The organism is Spirosoma arboris (genome assembly GCF_009754945.1).
Lineage (GTDB): Bacteria > Bacteroidota > Bacteroidia > Cytophagales > Spirosomataceae > Spirosoma > Spirosoma arboris.
The window spans coordinates 121992-142744 of sequence record NZ_WPIN01000011.1 but is presented as its reverse complement, the minus strand read 5'-3'; the positions used below and the strand labels follow the sequence as shown (position 1 = coordinate 142744).

Below are 20753 nucleotides of genomic sequence, written 5' to 3'. Positions count from 1 at the left end.
TCCGCCCCCAATTAGCTAAAACCGCAACTTTCCATGCAAGCGACCGCATTTAACTATCCCATATTTGAGGCCAATCAGGTCCTTACGAACGATCACCTGAACCAGGTCTTCGATTATTTAGACGAACAGGAACGACTCACACGGGCCAACCTCATCGGGATTGGAATCGTCTGCGGATTGACCATCCGATACGATGCTGTCCGTCAGAGTATTGCCCTGTCGAAAGGATGCGGGATTACGTCGGCGGGGTATCTGGTGTTGCAACCGGATGATGTGGAGCTGGTCGGCTACCGAAAAGTGACAGACGATCTGGCCTACGCGCCTTTTATGGATACTGTCCCGGTCCCAGCCGTTCCCTATGAGTTGTGGGAATTATTTCCGAAAGATGAACCGAATGTCACAACGCTGGATACACCCGCAAATTTCCTGACGGGCAAAGCGGTACTGTTGTTTCTGGAGCTTAAAACGGCAAAACTTCGCAATTGTAGTGCTAACAATTGCGATGATAAAGGGGCCGAAATGGACGTCAGGATACGGCCATTGCTGATTCAAACGGCCGATTTAGTGAAAATCGTGGCCAGTGCAAACGACCTTAACGTTGGTAGTACGGCCAGCGAACTGGAAGCCGCTTTGCAAACTCGCCTGAATCTGCCGGATCTGCGCATGCCCCGGTACGATGTACCGAATACCAGTCCGGCAACGTCCAACGACGTACTGGCGGGCTTCCAGACGGTTTTCCAAGTCGATCAATTGGCTCAAACGATCGGTGACGCCCTCAAAGCGGCTTATGCGGCTTTCAAGCCCATCGTGGCCGATTTTCCGGACCCGTCCATTGATTTTGCTACCAAATTTGGCTTTTTAGATCAGGCTCCGACTACTACCGATCAGGTACGTTTTCTGCCATATTATTATGACTTTTTCGATGACCTGATTCGGGGGTATACTGAGTTGTGCCAAATCGGGCTGGAGTTACTATGTGCGTGTTGTCCGTCGGAGACGTTGTTTCCTCAGCACCTGATGCTCGGCTTGACGGTTCCCTCGTCGACGCCCAATCCCGGCGTTTATCGGCAGACCTTCGTCGCATCATCGGCGGTTGGTGGCTGCGAAGAGCAGGAGAATCAACTCCGGCAGTTGTTCCAGCGATTAGCGGAAATGATTGCACAGTTTACGCTGAACCCACCACTGCCAAATTCAGTACCTAACGCGCCAACCGATGTCCAGATTCGGATTACGCCCAGCAGCCTGTCGGCGGCTCCGCTATCGACCAAAGCGATTCCGTATTATTATCAGCAGACGGGCTCCACACCTTTGTTTCAGCTTTGGAATGCGGAGAAAACCCGCCGGAATCGGGCCAATCAGAACTTGAGCTATCGGTCGGATGAATACGTACCGGCGGCACCCAAATTTGTAACTCAGTCGTTGCGGTATGATCTGGAACCCTATAATTTCCTGCGGATCGAAGGGCATTTGGGGAAAAACTATCAATCGGTACTGACCACCCTGTTGAGTCTGAAAAGTCAATACCGGCTGCCCATCGATATTGTTGCGTTACGAACGGGCGCTTTCGACGAAAAAATAGCCATTGATCTAACGAAGGAATCGACCCGATTTCAGGATTTGGAAGCCTTGTTCGATGCCTTCCGAGAAGAACTTCTGTCGGCACTGGCAGAGGGGATTCGGGATTTTTACAACCTGCCGATCGACGGGAAAGAGCCTGCCGGAACCCCTCAGTTACCATTGCTTAAAACCTATGCAGCCAATTACAGCTATGCGGCCGGAACATTAGGCGCCTGGTATGAAAAATATCAGGCCCAATTGCAGGGAATGCCGTATATCGAGGTCGATCAAAACAGTATCGATAGCAATACAGTCCTGCTTGTCTTTTGTAAATTGTTTACCGCTACCATTGCCCCCAACCCAAAATTTCAACCCTTCGTTGTCTCTATTTATTACCTGACCAAACTGGCTGAAAGTATACCTGACAGCCTGGATCAATTGAATTTTGCCGACTTCGAGAATAAATACCAGGATCTGAATGGGATGATTCGCTACTTCCGAAGTGATGAAGTAACAAAACAACCCCCAGCCCTGGCTCCATTTCTGCCCGAAGCGGATTTGATAAACCAGTTTGAGCAGATTCTCTTCACCTGCAAACTCGAGCCCATTCGATCCATTGAGGATGAGTATAAACGACGGCTTAAAGAACTCAAACAGCAACAGTTTCTTAGTTTCTTCCTGCAAAAAAATCCAGGCATTCAGCATAAAGCGGGCGTGCCCATGGGCGGTACATTTGTCCTCGTCTACCATGATGATCCGGACCCGGTTGCTCCAACGCTGATGGTTAACCTGAATGCCTTTCAGCTTGCTACAGCAACCCGATTACAGGCATCGACGCTACTCCTGGCTTCGGCGCAGCCAGCTCAACCGCTCGCCAATACTAATATCTTACTGAATGCTTTTTCCCGCATTAGTAAGGATCGACTATTGGCGGCTAACGACGATATCCGGCTGGTGTTAGGCGCCTTGACGGGTGTAGTACCTCCAAAACCAACAGAAGTTCCTCCCGCTCAGGAAGATGCCTTGAAAAAGATCATTGCCGATGCCGTTAATGAATTGACGGATGGCACGGTGATCGCTGATTTTTACCTGCCTTATTTATATGGTTCGGGCTCGTCGGTGCAGTTTGTACTACCCAAAGTTAAGCCCTCCTTTACGTATGTTATTGGCTGTACGAATGAGAACGGCCAGGCCGAGGTAACCCTGACTCCGAAAGGTGGCGTAGGACCCTATAGTGTGAAAGTAGATGGGGACGATTACAAGCCACTAGAAGGAATTCTTTCGCTGAATACGGGCTCCCGCAAGCTGATAATTCAGGATGCCGAAACGACGGAATCGTACCCGCAAACGATTCAGATTGGCCAACAGCTTGTTCTGGGCGAACCGCGGTATATATGCAGTGACGATGCGACCAATACGTATGTGGTTACGTTCGGCATTCAGGGTGGCCAGGGGCCGTATACGGCTGATCGGGGAACCATTGCGAACAGCAACCAGTACACCAGCGATACCTTGCCCGGCGATACGGATGTGGTGATTACCATTACCGACAATCGTTCCTGCACGGCCACCAAAACTGTAAATCACACCTGTCTGCCACCTCTTGCTTTTTCAGTGAGTGCCGGCCTTACCACAGAGAATGAGGACGCTCCACTGACCATTGAGCCAACGGGAGGCACTGCCCCCTATCAGGTTCAGATTGACGATGCGGCTCCTGTTTCTATTGATGGACCTATAACGGTAGCAGCCGGTGTACGCCGATTGATTGTCACCGACGCTGTTGGGGCCGTAACGGAAGTTCAGGAGGTGACCATACCAGCGTTCCTAAGACTGACGGTGTCGGAGGCCGATTATTCCTGCAAAGAGAATCAATATCAGGCCGCTGTTCATATCAAAGGTGGGACGCCCCCGTATTTTTACAAGCGAGCTGCCGACGAGCTGCAAATCAATGAGGACGTATTCAGTACCGATCCGGTTCAGAGTGGAGAGGCTGTTACGATTACAGTACGAGATACCAATAACTGGACAGCCACCATCGACTTGCAGCATGCCTGTTGCAACCTACCCAGCGATGGTAAATCGGTTCGGGCTGCTTATCGATTATGGATTCAGCCACCTGGTGAGCTTGTGGCGTATAATGCCTACAAACAGGAGTCGGCTGTGAGATTCCAGTTTAACGGTAAGCCTATCGAATTGCCTGGTTCTGAAACAGCGCTTCAGCTACCTGTAGATGCACTCCGGGCTGATTTTACGGGTGCTATCGGGAAGGTGATCAAGCAATTGAATGAGGTCGTACAGAAGTTTATGAAGCAGGCCGATGAGGATCATGGCGATAATCGCCTGGTGATAACGTATGAACCAACGGATAAGGACCCATTTGGTGTACTCTTGATTGAGCATTTTATTGATGATACGTTCAGCCTTGACTTTGATTATTCCGTGAACATATCCGAGGGGGCCTTCAGCCTGACGATGCGCTACACGAATGAAAAGGATGCTGCGGGTGCGCCATTCGATGGCGCTATTCTGACCAACCGGCGATCTGGCAAAATAGCCCCAGTTCCCGCTTTTAACTACAACGATCGCAATCAATGCCAACATACGAATTACGAGGCCCGTTGTACTGGACCCACGCCTAAAGTGCAGGCTTCCATTTCCAATGTACCTGCAGGAATACCTCTCTTTAAATTTACAGGGAAAACGAATGTACCGGTGGGTGATATTTTAGCCTGGGTCTGGGATGTGCCTATGGCGGCTGAACCGCTCTTCGTTGGTAACACAATTGACGCTGTTACGCTCAGAAACTTAGGCGCAAAAGTGCGTCTGACAGTAATTACCACCAAAGGCTGTTTCGGGACAACGACTACCACTGTTCAGCAATGACCCACATCATCCGACAACAATATGTCCATATCGACCTGAACGGCACGGAATCCGAGGGCATGGCGCTCCATAGCCAGCTCCCGGAGCTCTGCCGGAACTGGCTACTGCCCGCCATCGAGCGGGCGCTGGATCGGTGTGCACCGTCGGATGGGCATCTGTATATTGACCGACTGGAGATCGACGCGGGTGTCGTATCCCTGGATCGACTGGAGCAAGACATCGTCGAATTGGTGGAACGGGCTTTAGAACAGTCTATTCAGCTGCAAAACTCGTTGGTGGACGTGAATCCAGGCCAAAGCGATCATACTAGTGTTCGCAAGACAAATGCACAATCGGTGACGGAGGCCTTTGTGTATTTCCTGAAGACTGGAAGCCTACCCTGGTTTTTTCGCCTGCCAGTTGGGAAAACACTTGAGCAGGTTTTACTGGATTCGTGGCATAAAGAATCTGAAGCCACTATAACGAGACGCGCGTTCGTAGACAGCATTCGATCAATACTAAGTTCTGCTCCTGTACGGAACCGATTGATACGCCAGTTTTCGCCAGTTTTTCTGGAAATTCTATTTACCCGACTGTCGCCAGCAAACCAACCTATATTACATGCTGTCCTGACAGTTCTGCATGCTACGGGAAGTGAACCTGCCGAACTTGCGCTGGTTACTCGACAGCTCTGGGAAACCGCTTTTGTCCATCTAGCCGAGCACAGGCAGATGACAGAGCAACAGATTGTGTCTGAGGTCTGGCATACACTTCCGATTGTAAAAACGGACAGGCTGAAACAGCAACTGGAACGTCATTGGCCCAGTGTCACGCAATCTGAAAAATGGTCTACTCAACCCCCAACGATCGAGCAAAAAAACGATGAGGTCCGGCAGAATCCTGAAAACGAAGAGGCCCAGCAGCATACACAGCGTCAAGCTAACGGGCAACTGAGTGTACAGGAAGGGGTTTATGTAGATCATGCGGGACTAGTTTTGCTACATCCATTTCTGGCCCAGTTTTTTGGCGCGCTGGGAATTGCTCAGGGAGATCAGTTAGTGCAACCCGAGCGAGCACTCTGTCTACTGTATTATCTGGCTACTGGTCAAACCGTTGCGCCGGAATACGAGCTTTTGTTGCCTAAAGTGCTATGCAATTTGCCGATGGACATGCCGGTAGAATCTGACGTGGCACTGACAGCTACTGAACTGGAAGAAGCGGACGTTTTACTCAGAACCGTTGTCCGCTACTGGGAAGCGTTGCGCAATACGTCCACTGACGCCCTGCGCGGTACGTTTCTGATACGACCCGGTAAGCTCTCCCTGCGGGCCGATGGTGACTGGCTGTTGCAGGTTGAAACGGCATCCTTCGATATTTTAGTCGATCAACTTCCCTGGCTCATTTCACGGATACAACTGCCCTGGATGAAAACTATGCTTCGGGTAGAATGGCAATAACAGAGACAAAACGCATGAATTAACCATGAAATCCGGCTCAGATAAATCATCGGCAACCCCTTCGAAACCTGCTTCTCAGGTAACGAATCAGCCTTTCTTTGCGAAGGCGGGTGGTGGTGATTTTTTCGAGCCAGCTACCCAGACCGCTGCCCCCGCTGTTCAGATGAAAATGCGGGTGAATCAGCCCGGCGATAAATTTGAGCAGGAAGCCGATAAAATGGCGGATAAAGTCATGCGGATGCCTGCCCCGGCAACCTCCACCAAAGATGACAAACTACAACGGCAGCCAGACGATAAACTTCAGAAAAAAGAAGATGACAAAATTCAGAAAGCCAGTATGCCCGACGATAAGGTGCAGAAGGCTGAGCTGAACGAAACGAAAATTCAGAAGAAAGAAGACGATAAACTCCAGAAAGCCCCGGCTCAGGACGACAAGCTTCAAAAGAAAGAAGATGATAAACTGCAGCGAAAAAGCGGTGATGGGGCACCCGCCGTTGCAGCGAGTACGCAGTCGGCGATTCAGAACAAAACGACGGGTGGGCAGCCGATGTCGGGCGATGTACGTAGTTATATGGAACCGCGTTTTGGTGCCGACTTTAGCAATGTCCGAATTCATAGTGATCCCGAATCGGCTAGTATAAACAATCACCTGAGTGCCAGAGCATTTACATATCAGAATCACATCTTTTTCTCCCGCGATCAGTACCAGCCCGGTACCAGCGATGGCAAGCAATTGCTGGCTCACGAACTGACCCATACTATACAACAGGGCCATTCGATTCAGCGTAGTCCCAAAGTAGCAACGGCCACAACACCACCGCCCATTCAGCGATTGGGCGTACAGGATGCTCTGGATTACTTCGCCGATAAGGCCTACAATATTCCCGGTTACCGACTGCTGACCATCATATTGGGGTTCAATCCCATCAATATGCAGTCTACCGATCGGAGTGCTGCCAATATTCTACGGGCGCTGGTGGAGTTAGTACCGGGCGGGCACCTGATTACGCAGGCACTCGACAATCATGGAGTGTTCAACAAGGCCGGAGCTTGGGTTGAGCAGAAACTGGCCACGCTGGGCAACATCGGAAGTGATCTGAAAGCCAGTCTGGATCGCTTCATCGACTCGCTTAGCTGGACCGATATATTCGACCTTGGGGGCGTGTGGGATCGGGCCAAACGCATCTTTAGCGAACCCGTCGGGCGGTTGATTGACTTTGCAGGCAACGTCGTAACCGAAATACTGAAGATTGTTAAGGATGCGATTCTGAAACCCCTGGCTGCGTTGGCTCAGGGCACCCGTGGTTATGATTTACTCAAAGCCATTCTCGGCGAAGACCCCATTACGGGCGAACCGGTTCCCCGCAATGCCGATACGCTCATTGGCGGGTTTATGAAATTGATAGGGCAGGAGGAAATCTGGGAAAACATCAAAAAAGGCAACGCCATTCCCCGTGCCTGGGCGTGGTTCCAGGGCGCGCTGGAGGGCTTAATGGGCTTCGTTCGCACGATCCCGCGCCGAATTGTCGATACATTGACTTCCCTGACCTTTCAGGATATTATTACAGTAGCCGGGGCATTCACCAAAATTGTCGGCTCCTTTGCCAGCATCGCGTCCGATTTTATCAGTTGGGGCCTCAATCAGGTTATCAGCCTGTTGGAGATACTCTTCTCGGTGGTGGCACCCGGCGTCATGCCCTACATTGCGAAAGCCAAAGCAGCTTTTCACGCCATCCTGAAAAACCCGATTGGCTTTGTTAATAACCTGGTGAAGGCGGGAAAACGAGGCTTTGAACTGTTTGCGAGTAACATTCTTGAGCACTTAAAAACGGCTCTGATCAAGTGGCTTACCGGACCTCTTGGCGAAGCAGGGGTATATATTCCAAAGTCATTCGATTTATTCGAGATCATCAAGCTGGTACTCTCCGTCCTGGGCCTGACCTGGCAAAATATTCGCAGCAAACTGGTCAAAATCATTCCGGAGCCTGTATTGGTCGTGCTGGAAAAAACGGCAGGTATACTGGTTACGCTTGTGAAAGATGGACCTGTGGCCGCCTGGGATCAGATCAAAGCTGAACTCAGTGAGATGAAAGATCAGATGATCGCTCAGATCACTCAGATGATTACGACCGAGGTGGTCAAAGCCGCTGTTATGAAACTGGTAAGCATGCTGAACCCGGCGGGCGCAGTCGTGCAGGCCATTATTGCCATCTACAATACCGTTACGTTCTTCATCCAGAAAATCAACCAGATTGCTGCCGTCGTCGCTTCCTTTATCGACTCCATCTCCGCCATTGCCTCAGGTCAGGTAGAAGGCGCTGCCAAGAAAGTTGAACAGGTCATGGCCAACACGCTGACCGTCATCATCGCGTTCCTGGCCAAGTTTGTCGGTCTGGGCAACGTACCCGACAAACTGGTCGGCATTATCAAGCGTATCCGTCAACCAATTGATAGGGGACTGGATAAAATTGTAGCCTGGATAGGGGAGATGTTGAAGAAGATGAAAAATCTATTCAACAAGGATAAAGACGATACCCGGTCGCCAGCAGAAAAAGAAAAAGATCTGAACGCAGCCGTAAAAGAAGCCGAAACTGCCGGAAAAGAGCCTAAAATGGATAGGAAGAAAATGACTACCACTCTTGCGTCCATTAAGAAAAAATATCGGTTAGTTTCGTTAACGGTGGTGGATGAGCCAGGTATTAAGTACCATATTCGAGGAGAGGTTAACCCGGTTAAGGATTCGATTCAGCTTCAGGAGGATGATGGTCATGGTGTGCCACCGGGAGCTGTTCAGCCCATTGAAAAATATAAAGCCCGGTCGCATGGGGGAAATCTCCATGATTATTGCAAAGATTCCGCCGGAACTACCTGGTTCTGGAATGAAACTCGGAGTAACTGGCAACGCACAACAAGCAATGAAAAGCTTCTGGCAGCTGAGAAAGCAGCTGACGACTGGTTGAAAGCGAATAAGCCTGAATTTGAATCATTGGTTGCTTCGGATAAAAGGCTTATGGACCCTGGTTTCGACCAGTTTGGTATTCAGAGCAGTTCGAAACCAGGAGGAGGTCAATTGCATATTGGCGATACGAAAGGAGCTTTTGGGGACCATCCGCAATACTTTGGCTACCAGAACCAGCAAAAGCAGCAGGAGAGGGATAATCCGTTCTCGGCAACAACCGATAATCTGCTGACTAATATTACCCAAAAACGAGAAAAACTTCTTGAAAGTGGAGATTTAGATAAAGTAAAAAAGATAGATTCTCTGCTGAAGTCCGGGCAAGTTACCGTCACTTATTTTCTGGCGGGTAAAGCTAAAATCAGTGACGCCACGCTGGCAAAAGTGAAAGGGGTTATCATGGTAAAATTAAGGGCTATATTAACTAAAGAACCCTATAGCTTATCAAAAGAGGACGTATCTCAGGTGTTAGGAAATGTAACGGTTACTACACAAACAATTTAATTAATACTGGAATGGCCTGGATTAATATTGCTTCCAATCGATTTGACATCCGCCAAAAGCTAATTAAAAGTTTGGCTAATTGGGGGAAGGAAACAGAATTAATCGGTAATCATAAATTAGGCCTTTTGGGACTTATGTGTGGGGACGATAAGCTTTATGAAGAGACTAAAAAATTCACCGATAAGTGGCTAGCTTATTACGTAGAAAAAGACAATAATGTACTGAGGCAGGATACTGTTTTTCCTGTTTTTACCAATTTAGCTTTATTGGCTTACATCGGTAATAGCCATTCCGATAATCATTTAAAAAGGGCTGCTGAACTAAAACTACCGAATCATAAACTGCATCGAAGCCTTCAGGTATTGATCAGGAAAATAATTGAAAACGATTTCTCTGATTTAGAACATACAGGAATACATGAAGGGCACATCGACACTGAGCATGAATGGCTGGAACTGATCCCTAAAACTAATATAGGAAATTTGTTCGACTTGGCTCTTTGCCCCGACCATCCACTCTGGAGCATGACTTTATCCAGCTTTTGTCTTCCTCTAGCCATATTACTGCACAGAAGTCACCATTCAGAAAACCCTGAAACTGAACTAAACGATTATCTTCAGTTAGGTGCTAAACCTGATCAGCATCAACAGGTAGTATTTGAACGACAAAGCCCTAAACCCCCTATCGAAACTGAACTAACGGATAATCCAACTACTTGGCCAGGATTCGACGCGATTGAAATAAAAGCTGGTAAATTAGTCATCTATCACTGGCTAGGTTTCGATTGGCAAGCTTCCTTAAATTTTGACCCCAATGAGCAAATAAACGCGTTTCATTCGCTTTTAACAATGGAGTATGGGTGGAAACTTCTTGAAGAGCAAGTCGATAAAAATACATGGATGACTATTCAAATATATAGAGAGAGCAACTCCATTATGCACGTTATTGCCTATAATAAACGATGGAGTAAAGAAAATAAAAACCAAACTCAAAAAGCGATAGATTTTCTTAAAACAGACGTTGAATTGCTCGATTTTTTGACTGTTTAGCGTGATGAAATAAATACAATTTTCTCCATGATAACTGTGTTCTTTTAATCGCCTGTGCTACCAATAATTTCGTATAAATAAGCCTCAGTAAGCCTCCTATGGTTAATGCCGTTAATCTCACCACTGCGCTCAATTACCTTCGGTCGGTCGTTACCGGTCGGCTGAAAGTGCATTTTGGGCAGACAGAAGAAATAGAGGTGAGCGGTACGGCTTACTACGAAGACGACTCGCCTTTTGCCGCATTTATTAAAACGTATCAACCTTCTTTCGATGAATATGTACTGTTGCTGCTGGCTCTGACCCCTCACTTGCAGCCGAGATTTTTTAATCAACTCATTGCCAAATTCCTGCCCGAAGGGGGCGACCTGCCCGAATTTGGTGGAGTTAAGGGGGCAAGTCACCGGGGGATTATCCCTACCGGCGAAACGGCCCAATTTGTACTGGCAGGCGATGAGTTAAGCAAACGGATTGATATTCAGTCTATTCTTAGCCATGAACACTGGTTTTCGCAGAAACACATCTTGTGGCTTGAACCTGTGCACGAAGGTGAACCTGCCATGAGTGGGCGTTTAGTGCTTGATGCTGAGCTGGTAGAACAATTAACGATAGGAGTTGTCAGTCGACCGCGCTTCAGTATTGATTTTCCGGCCGAACACATTGAGACCGCTATGGAATGGAGTGATTTGGTGCTGCACCCCGGTACGCAGCGTCAGATACGTGAAATTGAACACTGGATTACGCATAACGATACGCTTTTGCAGGATTGGGGCATGGGGAAACGGATTAAACCTGGCTATCGAGCTTTGTTTTTCGGCCCGCCAGGTACTGGTAAAACACTGACGGCTACCCTGTTGGGAAAGCACACGGGCAAAGACGTGTTTCGTATCGACTTATCGCGTGTGGTCTCTAAGTACATCGGTGAAACCGAAAAAAACCTGTCGCGACTGTTTGATAAGGCGGAGAACAAATCCTGGATTCTTTTTTTCGATGAAGCCGATGCCATATTTGGTAAACGGACGGATATCCGCGATGCTCATGATAAGTATGCCAACCAGGAAGTGGCCTATCTACTGCAACGCATTGAAAGTTATAACGGGCTGGTCATTCTGGCAACCAATCAGCGATCCAATATCGATGAAGCGTTCATTCGGCGCTTCCAGACGATTATTCATTTTCCAATACCACGAACCGAAGAACGGCAGGCGATCTGGCAGCGAACGTTACCCACTCAGATTCATATTGCCGACGATATTGATTGGCAGCAGATAGCCGCTCGCTTTGAAATGACAGGAGCCAGTATTCTGAATGTAGTGCATTACTGCGCTGTGGAAGTATTGGCTGATAAGTCGCGTTCCCTGGATCGCAAACGCCTGGAAAGCGCCATTCTGCGGGAATATGCTAAGGAAGGAAAAGTGCTTTAGGCAATTTCAGGGCTAAACGAGTTCGACCTGAGATTGAATGAGCGGCAGGCGAACCGTGAACCTGCCATCGCCTTCAATGATGTCTGGGGCTGGCTGGTCGAGTTTGTGATACTGGGTAAGAATAGTCGACAATCCGATTCCATTTGATAAAACAAGCGTTCGCTTGCGCTGGAGATTATTACGCACCACTAAATAGCCAACTTCATCGGTAAAGATATCGATGCATAACGGATTACTTGCCAGGATGATGTTGTGCTTCACGGCATTTTCGACCAGTAACTGGAGGGTTAGGGGCGGAATTAATCGGGTTTGGTAAGCAGAGTCGACGTGTACCGTGAGTGTTAACCCATTACCATGACGAGTTTTGAGCAGGTGATAATATGAATCAATAAAGTCGAGTTCGCTGGCAAGCGTCGTTAGGGATTGGTCGGTTGTTTTTAATAAGTATCGGTAAACCAGGCTAAGTTGATCAACAAACTGACTGGCTTGCTGCTGATCGTCATCAATCAGGGCAGATAACGAGTTAAGGCTGTTGAAGAGGAAATGCGGGTTGACCTGGGCCTGCAAGGCTCGTAGTTGAACATCGGTCTTTTCCTGCTCTAATCGGCGCATCGACAATTCAGCCTCCAGCCGTTCCTGCTTTAATTGCTCGGTCAATTGGGTTTGTTCGATCGCCTTGGTCACGGCCACATAGCGCTGGTAGAAAACCAGACAAATCGAAAACCAGAGCAATTCAAAGATGCGTCCGCCCCAAAGGAGCTGTCTTTGCAAATCAATGGATACGATCGTGTCTGGAAAAGGCCATTTATGGATCAATGCATAGATCAGGACGTACATCTCATTCAGCAGCATAAAAATACTACCCATGATAAATGTTTTTCCGGTAGCATTTGGTCGTTTGGCCGCTATTCGGATACCCAACACACTGATGCCTATGAGTAAGCACCAGTACAATCCAGAAACGATATGGCCCGCTGATGTCTGATACCAATCCTTGTCTGACAGTAAGAGTAACCCAATATCGGTCAGCATGCAAATTGCCATACCGGCCTGCCCCCAGCGCCACCATTTCCTCGACGAAGGTTGCCAGTTGACACCGCCAAAGAGCAGGTAAATCAACTCCAGAAAAATGATTTTTATCAGGCCCCGGTGCAGGCTATGACTAGCCGAATAGCCCGCTTTTGTTAATTGAATGGTATCGCCAAATAGTGAGAAGTAGAGCGACTGAGTAAGTGAAATGAGCACCAGCAGGGTAAACAGACCATCGATCCAACTCCTGGAAAAACTCCACCGCACGGCGTTTAGTACCCAGATCGCACTAACTGCGCCTAAGTAGAAAAACATGACCTGGTCGCCAGACGACATACGAAACGAAAGAGATTATCCTTGCTTCCACGAATATACACAACTGACGTTACAGCGAGAAGTTATTGCCAAACTTTAAACTGTTTTATGCCAATGCTAATGGACTCAATATTAGGACGAATTCCGCCCCGATGGCCGATGATAATGCCGACCTTGCCTCGTTCGGCTGATGCTACATTTTCGTTAAAAAGAACTCTGCCGTTCACACTAATCTGTACGTGTTTGCCAAATCGCTCCACACGAAGCAGTTGATTATTTTCGCTCGAAATCAAGCCGCCAAGACCGAAATGCTCATCATCGCCGGCTTCGACATATAGGGTATTCGGCGACGCATAAGCCGCCTGATACTGGTTGGGATTTTTGTCACCATTGGGTTGAGCACCCCAAAAAATTCCTGCGTAGGAATCACCACCCCAGATGCCCGTCTGCATTTCTGCCGTAAAATCGCCAAAGTCATCATTGGAGATCATAAAATAAGCCTGCGGATTTTGGCCTTTGTAAACCATCCCCGAAAAATTCAATTCATTTTTCTTGACGTCAAAATAGCTGATGTTACTGTACCTGAAGTCAAGTTGTTCAAACCGACTATTGGCAAAGTTCTCGTCAATCGCCAGTTTCATACTAGCTTTTTTCGTTTCAATTTCTTTCTGAACAACAACTTGCTCTTTCTGAATGGCGACCTGTTTTTTCTCATCCTTTATTTTTTGAGCGGCCTCCATGGCTCGTTTTTTCTGTAATGCCTCAACATTTTCTGGTTTGTTGGCCCATTGGACAAACAGGAAACCAAGAACCAAAATGGACAGAAACAGGATGGCTAAAATTTTCATAATTGTAGGTAAGTGTTGGTTAAAAAAGGCGAACTGTTGGAAACTCAATTGCACTCGACTTTTAAGCAGGTTATAACGGCCTGAGAGATGCCTTTCAATTTGTCGCAGGCGTAATCACCTTCCGATAAGGCAATCATTTTCCATTTGCCGTTGCTGAATTTTAATACCTGACCGGCTCCCTGGGCTGTTTCCTGCTGGGCTTTATTTAACAGATTTACGCTGACTTCGGCATAATTGCCACACAGGCCACCACCAACAACGTCTGCATTGTGTTGACTGACCACTTTGCCCGATTCAAGCTCGGCTATGTACTCGATTTTCCCAATTTTGACCATGAGAAAAACGTCGCCTTCTGAATGTGCACCTGGCTGATTGGCACCTTTGACAAGGTGAGTAATCAGCAGCGATTCTTTTGGCGTTTGCGCCTGTGCCGTATGAACGACCAGCGCTAAGGTGAACAGCAAACTTGCGGTGACTACTAAAGGGCTAATTTTCATTCGATTTAAATCAATGGGAGGAACGAAGCCAAAGCTAGCGGACAAAGCAGATCTCAATGGCTTAACTCTATGTTGGGTAGGAATCGCTTTATAAGTGGTGATTAGCTGACGAAATGTGGCTATTCATCAATAGCGGAAGATTTTATAATTTTGAGGACTATGAAGCTAACCTGGACATTTTATCCAAAAGGTGAAACGGAGTCGGTTACACTGACTGTCGTGTATACCCCAGAATTGGATGCCGAAAAAATTGCCTCTGGCGGCTTTTTACATAAGCATACGAATACCGCTTATGTCGATTGGGCTACGTATAAACGGTTCGACACGGCTGATGTGGAAGGGCGGAAAGATGCGTTTCAACGGCTAACGCCCATTTCGAAAGGTATCGAAAACGGACTGCCCTGGCTACTCCGCTAGAAGTTTCCCTTATCTGAAAATACCCCCCCAGCCCCTGAAGGGGGGGGCAGCCTACCCAAATTTTCTCCCCTTTAGGGCAGGTCTGTTAATTTCTAACTTGCATCCACACTCTGCACCCCTCTCCTGTTTTGGGAGAGGGGCCAGTCTCTTTATTAAACCAGTCGAGACTGGTTTAATAAAGAGACTGGCTTGACGACTTAATCCAGCTTCATACAGACAATTGGCCCGAAAAATGGCTGTTTTGGCCATTTAAAAAAAATAATCGGGCAAGGGGTTCTACCGCGATTACCTTCGCCAGTAGAAAATAACCCCTTACACCAATGAACACACAACGAATTTTTCTTGTCCTGGCCTGGGCTGTCTGTTTTGTTCTGTCCGTTGATACGGGCTTTACACTGCTCAATCAGAAAAACACCGCTCTAAATATCGTCGGACTATTCTTCCTGGCCGGGTTACTCGTTATCTCGTTTAAAACTAAAGCCTTCACTAAGAATCCATTTAACCACAACTCAAAATGAATAAGGTAAGTATTGCTATTTGGAGTATCGGACTCCTGTTGGGGATTGTCATCATTAGTAAAAGTTGCACCACCGTTGATGCCTCCCACGAAGGAATTAAGGTGAGCAAGATCGGTTCTGATCGGGGAGCCAATGACATTGAGAATGTAACGGGATGGATATTCTTTAATCCCCTTACGTCCTTCATTGAACAGTATCCTACCTTCACACAGACCAAAGATTTTGACCCGTTTACGGTCAGTGCAAAAGGAGGGACGCTTTTCAAAATTGACCCTACCTTAAACTACCATTTAGTGAAAGGCCAGGGAGCCAATGTGTATCGGAAATACCGGAAAGAACTCCCCGATATTGAGAATAACATCTTACGCACGATTGTCTATAACTCCTACCGCGATGTTGCCAACACCTTTACACCCGATTCTTTAGTCAATAACCGGGTTGGTTTTGAAGAACAGGTAGAGGCAAAATTGCGCAAATCATTGACCGATGACGGCTTCTCTTTCGAAAACATCACGTCGAATCTCACACCGCCTGAGTCGTTACAGGCTATGATTGATGCTAAGAATACCGCGGTACAAAACGCGTTACGGCTCAACAACCAGGTTGCCGCCGAAAAAGCCAGCGCTGAAATTGCCGTTACGAAAGCTAGTGGTATTGCACGGGCTAAAATCATTGAAGCAGAGGCAGAAGCGAGGGCCAATGAGCTAAAACAAAAAACATTAACCCCCATGCTTATTCAGCAACAGTGGATTGCTAAGTGGGATGGTAGCCTGCCAACGACACAACTAGGTACTAGTAGTTCGACAATGATTCAACTGCCAATTAAATAACCTTATTTCCCTTGTCTTGACACATAACTAGCTGATACTAATTAGCTACCGCCGTATAATTAATTAAGTTACTGGTTATTGATTAGCTATAACTAATTTGTTGCCGCTTACGCTTTTCACATATATGTCCCGCGTAAGCACTTATGGGTTAGATCAAACGTTGGTGCCCTTGGTGCCAACGTTTTTTATGACGGCAGAGGCTCGCCGTTGTGCCGCTTTTTATCATTATATTCTCAATAGAGGTATATTCGCAGCCTCTATTGAGAACAAGTAACAGGAGACTAGTCCGAACGATTTGGTAAACACACGATAATCGAAATCGGTAGATTGCAGCCATGAACCGAATTCAGGAAATCCAGAACCAGCTACCCCGACACGGCGTCGAATTCTTATCCGAAACAGATTGCAACCGTATACTTGCCGACTATGCAGCCCTTTGCGACACCTACGTTGCCTGTCCGTATAAACCCGAAGTGCTACTCACCGCAGCACGAAATCGGGCTGGGAAATCCAACGTGCATATCGTTGGGGTGGGCGCAGTATCCTACGGCGATACGCCGTTCGAAGCGAAACTAAACGCGATTGTTGGGTTCTTGGATCGGGGTTATTTCAAACTCGACAGCGATTTGCGGGTGATCAGACTCTTATAAACAATTAGAGCCGCCACAACGGTGACGGCTCTGAGTGATCTTTAGCCAACTAATGGCATCGTAAAATCGAGTCCTTTAAGCGTTAATTATTCTTCTTCGCCTTCACGGCTTCGATGTTGCTTTTGCGACTTTCCAATTCCGTGAGCGCTGTTGCCTGATCGGTTTTGTTGGTCTCCACATCTTTATTTAGCTGTTCCAGCTCCTTGGCATTTTCATCAATCCGCTTCAGCAGCTTCTCTTTTTCTTTGCCATTTTGCTCAATAGCGCGCTGCAACTGTTCCCCCTTTCGAACCATTTTCTGATGATTCTTCTGGGCTTCATCGAATCCGCCTTCGGCCGTTTTTACTTCCTGACCATATAAGGTGCTGTCGGCAAAGCCTTTTAATAGGGCTTCGGCGGCTGAGTAACCTGTGCCACCCGGCGTTACAAAGTTGCCATTGCCGAGGTCAAAACCGGCAAAAATAGTAGCCGATGTCCGCGATGATTTTACTGTACTAACTAAATTAATCGGCTCTGATGAAATTGATGAAATACTGGCATTGGGAACACGATAGGTGCCACGAGACGACGTGAGCCGGCCGAATTTCTGAAGTTGTGTTTCCCAATCTTTTTCGATCTGCTTGCCATCGCCCTGTAGCGTTAAATAGAGGCCCGATACTTTCGCCTTGTCAATCGTGCTTTCTCCTGCATAAACGGTTTGAGCAAAGGTTGAAGTTTTGATGGTTAATAGCCCTATAATCAGGATATAACGTACTAAAGTGTTCATGGTTGTATGTAGTTTAATTGGCTTGCGCCGGGATGTTGTTAAGTTAGTTAGACTGGTTTTGATCTGCTTTTTTTGTAATCAACAAGCGTTTGTCGCCATTTAGTAATGTTGTTGCCAGAATATAAATAGCCCCCCCTTCACGCAACGATAATTTCTTTCGCAACTCGGCTACCGTCTGCGGGAAGTTGCGCACAGTGAGGTTCGCTTTCAGGTCTGGAACGGCTACTTTCACGGCTTTACTATCTGGTTTAATCATGTCCTGAAGCTCAAATATCCGGCCGGGAAAATCCGACCTTAATTCATTGCTCGTGTATAAATGACTGTTGGGAGCCAGCTTGGCCAGGCCAAACCGGGCGGCTATTAATCGAAATGCGCCAGCCTTTAACACGGCTGCATTGGGCTCATAAATGTACCGTTGCGGGTTGCCCAACTCAACAGCGGCACCACGTTCCTCCTGCCACTGAAACTGCAACAGAACGACTTTGTTATTTAACAGGTTAACAGTGTTAAATTTAATGTCGTCTTTTTTAATAAGTTGATTACTAAGTGTTAATAAAATTTCTTTGACTTCTCCCTGAACGGCCACAATATGCACCGATTCGACTAAATCAGATAACTGTCTGACGGCTGTATCGATGTCAAGTAACGGGGATGCCTTCACTAAAATTTTTCTGGCCCTTTTTAATAAGGTTGAAACGACGCCGGGCTGGGTAATATCGGGTTCGCAGCTTTCGAGACTTACAACTCGTCCACCCTGCTCATCGCGCCGATGAGGGTCCAGATAAATCCAGTCGGCGGGTTTGGCCAGTGAGCTCCATTTGGGCGTGTTCCCTTCTTGATTGTCGAGTAAGGATAAGCCATTTCCGACCTGAACCGTTACGTTCAAACTACCCAGTAGCGGTAAATTGTGAGCTGCCAGTGCCGCCAGTTCGGGCTGGTGTTCTATATACATTACGTGTGCAACCTGCTGGGCAAATGCCCATGTGTCAACGCCCATACCCCCCGTGAGATCGACTAGTAATTCGCCCTGCACGAGCGAGGCTTTATAGAGGGCTGTTCGCTCAGAAGATGCCTGTTCTACAGACAGTGCTGGTGGGAAAATTAATTGATCGTTCGCGTACCAGGTAGGTAATTTCTCCCGAGCTTTTTGCCGGGCTGCAATTTGGGAAGCCAGCTTTTTTACATCTAATCCAGGCGGATTTGGGCGTAGCAATACTATCCGAACATCATCGGTAAGGTGATGCTGAATAAACTGCCGTTCGCTGGGAGAAAGTGGAGTGAACAATTTTTATTAATTGATTTTTAATCAAATTTTAATTTGTTTTTAATTTTGTGCAACGAGTTCAATTGATTGGGCGTTACAAACTCGCATCAAAGCCTGCAAAACTACCGTTTATGAAATTAGTTAGCCCTCTTCACACCCTTACGCATTATAAAGCAGCCTATTTTCGACGGGATGTTCCCGCTAGTTTGTCTGTTTTTTTAGTGGCTTTGCCGCTTTGCCTGGGTATCGCTCTGGCATCGGGTGCCCCTTTGTTTTCAGGCCTGGTAGCGGGGATGGTTGGTGGCATGGTGATTGGCCTGCTATCGGGTTCCGAAATTAGTGTGAGTGGACCCGCTGCCGGTTTGGCGGTTATTGTGGCCGACTCCATTGCAAAAGTAGGCTCTTACGAAGCATTTCTGGTTGCTGTTGTTCTGGCGGGCCTGATGCAATTACTACTCGGCCTGATTAAAGCAGGTCGTTTCAGTAGTTTTTTTCCGGATAGCGTTATTAAGGGAATGCTCGTTGCCATCGGAATTGTGATTATTCTGAAGCAAATTCCGCATGCTCTGGGCCGCGATAATGACTATGAAGGAGAATTTGAGTTTCAGCAATTGGCCGATGGCGAAAATACCATCTCAGAAATATACCGGGCTATCGAAACAGCTAGTCCGGGTGCTGTGGTCATTAGCTTAGTTTCACTCGCTTTTTTAATTATCTGGGATGTACTGGCAGGGCGAAGTAGTCGAACGATCTTCAAAAGTTTTCCGGCTGCATTGGTAGTCGTGTGTGCCGGCGTGGCCTTGAATGAGTTCTTTCGGGTGGCAGTTCCTGATTGGTACCTGGGTGATACGGCTCATCAGCACATGGTGCAAATTCCGACTATATCGCCCGGTAAAAGCCTGTTTTCTATTTTCTATTTCCCTGATGTCAGTAGTTTGAGCAACCCACAGATTTATGGAGTTGCCGCTACGATTGCCCTGGTTGCCAGCCTCGAAACTCTACTGAACCTCGAAGCCTCTGATCGGCTCGATTCAGCAAAACGTATATCGTCTACCAATCAGGAATTAATCGCGCAGGGCGTTGGTAATATGTTGTCGGGTTTAATTGGCGGACTGCCGGTAACGTCGGTTGTGGTGCGGACATCGGCTAATGTCTATGGCGGAGCCCGAACGCGTATGTCGACTATACTACATGGGGTTTTTCTGATGCTGGCGGTGTTTTTAGGGGGCGCATTGCTCAACCTGATTCCCTTGTCCTGTCTGGCGACGGTGCTGATTATGGTCGGCTATAAACTAGCGAAACCGTCGATTTTCAAAAAAACATACCGAGATGGCTGGAGTCAGTTTGTGCCGTTTATGGTAACGGTCGTTGGTATTGTCTTCACCGATCTTCTCATTGGTATTGCGCTCGGTTCGGTTGTTGGAATCATGTATGTGCTGTACACGAATTTCCAGTCCACTTTTCAGTTGGCCCGTAATGGGAACAAAGTGACAATTGAATTCGAAAAAGATCTCTATTTTCTCAGTAAACCGCAATTGAAGGAAGCCCTGAACTCGCTTGAATCGGGTGACGAAGTACTAATTGATGGGACCAAAGCGCCCTTTATTGATCACGATATTTTTAATATGCTCCACGATTACCAGGAAACGGCTAAAGTTCAGGGGATTCACTATGAATTGAAGAATGTCCACCTGAATCGGCGGAAGCGAAAAACGAAGCGATCGCCAGCGAGTAACAAATCGATTTCGGAAACGCATCAGTAGCTTTTGGTAAAAAGTGATTTACATTCGCAGGGAGTCTCAATCACTATATG

General features: G+C 47.5%; 15 protein-coding genes. 10 read left to right on the top strand and 5 right to left on the bottom strand.

Annotation, left to right across the window (positions count from 1 at the left end; genetic code table 11):
- Positions 1 to 33 precede the first annotated feature (33 nt).
- The 5 genes from GO755_RS25880 to GO755_RS25860 all read left to right on the top strand — a co-directional run bounded on the left by GO755_RS25880 (position 34) and on the right by GO755_RS25860 (position 11806).
- Positions 34 to 4440, top strand: coding sequence for a hypothetical protein (locus tag GO755_RS25880; RefSeq protein ID WP_157588207.1), 4407 nt, complete (start codon positions 34 to 36; stop codon positions 4438 to 4440).
- On the top strand, positions 4437 to 5876 hold the full coding sequence (locus tag GO755_RS25875) for a contractile injection system tape measure protein (protein ID WP_157588206.1): 1440 nt from the start codon (positions 4437 to 4439) through the stop codon (positions 5874 to 5876). The genes GO755_RS25880 and GO755_RS25875 overlap by 4 nt, the downstream gene beginning before the upstream one ends.
- Positions 5877 to 5901: 25 nt before the next feature.
- Entirely contained in the window at positions 5902 to 9336 is a 3435-nt protein-coding gene (locus GO755_RS25870; RefSeq protein WP_157588205.1) for an eCIS core domain-containing protein, read from the top strand.
- Between the two features lie 11 nt (positions 9337 to 9347).
- Positions 9348 to 10385 (top strand): hypothetical protein, encoded by a 1038-nt coding sequence (locus tag GO755_RS25865; RefSeq protein ID WP_157588204.1) that lies wholly within the window; start codon positions 9348 to 9350, stop codon positions 10383 to 10385.
- Positions 10386 to 10483: 98 nt separating this feature from the next.
- Positions 10484 to 11806 (top strand): ATP-binding protein, encoded by a 1323-nt coding sequence (locus tag GO755_RS25860; protein WP_157588203.1) that lies wholly within the window; start codon positions 10484 to 10486, stop codon positions 11804 to 11806.
- 12 nt (positions 11807 to 11818) lie between these two features.
- Here GO755_RS25860 and GO755_RS25855 read toward each other — a convergent pair whose 3' ends face one another.
- The 3 genes from GO755_RS25855 to GO755_RS25845 all read right to left on the bottom strand — a co-directional run bounded on the left by GO755_RS25855 (position 11819) and on the right by GO755_RS25845 (position 14495).
- Positions 11819 to 13171, bottom strand: a complete 1353-nt coding sequence (locus tag GO755_RS25855) for a sensor histidine kinase (RefSeq protein ID WP_227687086.1) — start codon at positions 13169 to 13171, stop codon at positions 11819 to 11821.
- Between the two features lie 62 nt (positions 13172 to 13233).
- Entirely contained in the window at positions 13234 to 13998 is a 765-nt protein-coding gene (locus GO755_RS25850) for a hypothetical protein (protein WP_157588202.1), read from the bottom strand.
- Positions 13999 to 14042: 44 nt separating this feature from the next.
- Positions 14043 to 14495 (bottom strand): hypothetical protein, encoded by a 453-nt coding sequence (locus GO755_RS25845; RefSeq protein ID WP_157588201.1) that lies wholly within the window; start codon positions 14493 to 14495, stop codon positions 14043 to 14045.
- 159 nt (positions 14496 to 14654) lie between these two features.
- On the opposite strand from GO755_RS25845, the gene GO755_RS25840 reads away from it, so the two are divergent.
- From GO755_RS25840 to GO755_RS25825, 4 genes are all read left to right on the top strand, one after another.
- A complete protein-coding gene (locus tag GO755_RS25840) occupies positions 14655 to 14912 on the top strand; it encodes a hypothetical protein (RefSeq protein ID WP_157588200.1) in 258 nt (85 codons plus the stop codon).
- Between the two features lie 320 nt (positions 14913 to 15232).
- Positions 15233 to 15430 carry a hypothetical protein gene (locus GO755_RS25835; protein ID WP_157588199.1) on the top strand — a complete coding sequence of 66 codons (198 nt, stop codon included), beginning with the start codon at positions 15233 to 15235 and terminating at the stop codon, positions 15428 to 15430.
- On the top strand, positions 15427 to 16260 hold the full coding sequence (locus GO755_RS25830) for an SPFH domain-containing protein (RefSeq protein WP_157588198.1): 834 nt from the start codon (positions 15427 to 15429) through the stop codon (positions 16258 to 16260). Before GO755_RS25835 ends, GO755_RS25830 begins: the two co-directional genes overlap by 4 nt.
- A gap of 335 nt (positions 16261 to 16595) precedes the next feature.
- On the top strand, positions 16596 to 16910 hold the full coding sequence (locus GO755_RS25825; RefSeq protein ID WP_157588197.1) for a hypothetical protein: 315 nt from the start codon (positions 16596 to 16598) through the stop codon (positions 16908 to 16910).
- 82 nt (positions 16911 to 16992) lie between these two features.
- On the opposite strand, the gene GO755_RS25820 is transcribed toward GO755_RS25825, so the two are convergent.
- Positions 16993 to 17676, bottom strand: a complete 684-nt coding sequence (locus GO755_RS25820) for a hypothetical protein (protein WP_157588196.1) — start codon at positions 17674 to 17676, stop codon at positions 16993 to 16995.
- A 43-nt stretch (positions 17677 to 17719) separates the two neighbouring features.
- Entirely contained in the window at positions 17720 to 18961 is a 1242-nt protein-coding gene (locus tag GO755_RS25815; RefSeq protein WP_157588195.1) for a THUMP-like domain-containing protein, read from the bottom strand.
- A gap of 110 nt (positions 18962 to 19071) precedes the next feature.
- Here GO755_RS25815 and GO755_RS25810 point away from each other — a divergent pair, with 110 nt between their 5' ends.
- A complete protein-coding gene (locus tag GO755_RS25810) occupies positions 19072 to 20703 on the top strand; it encodes a SulP family inorganic anion transporter (protein WP_157588194.1) in 1632 nt (543 codons plus the stop codon).
- The last annotated feature ends 50 nt before the right edge of the window (positions 20704 to 20753 follow it).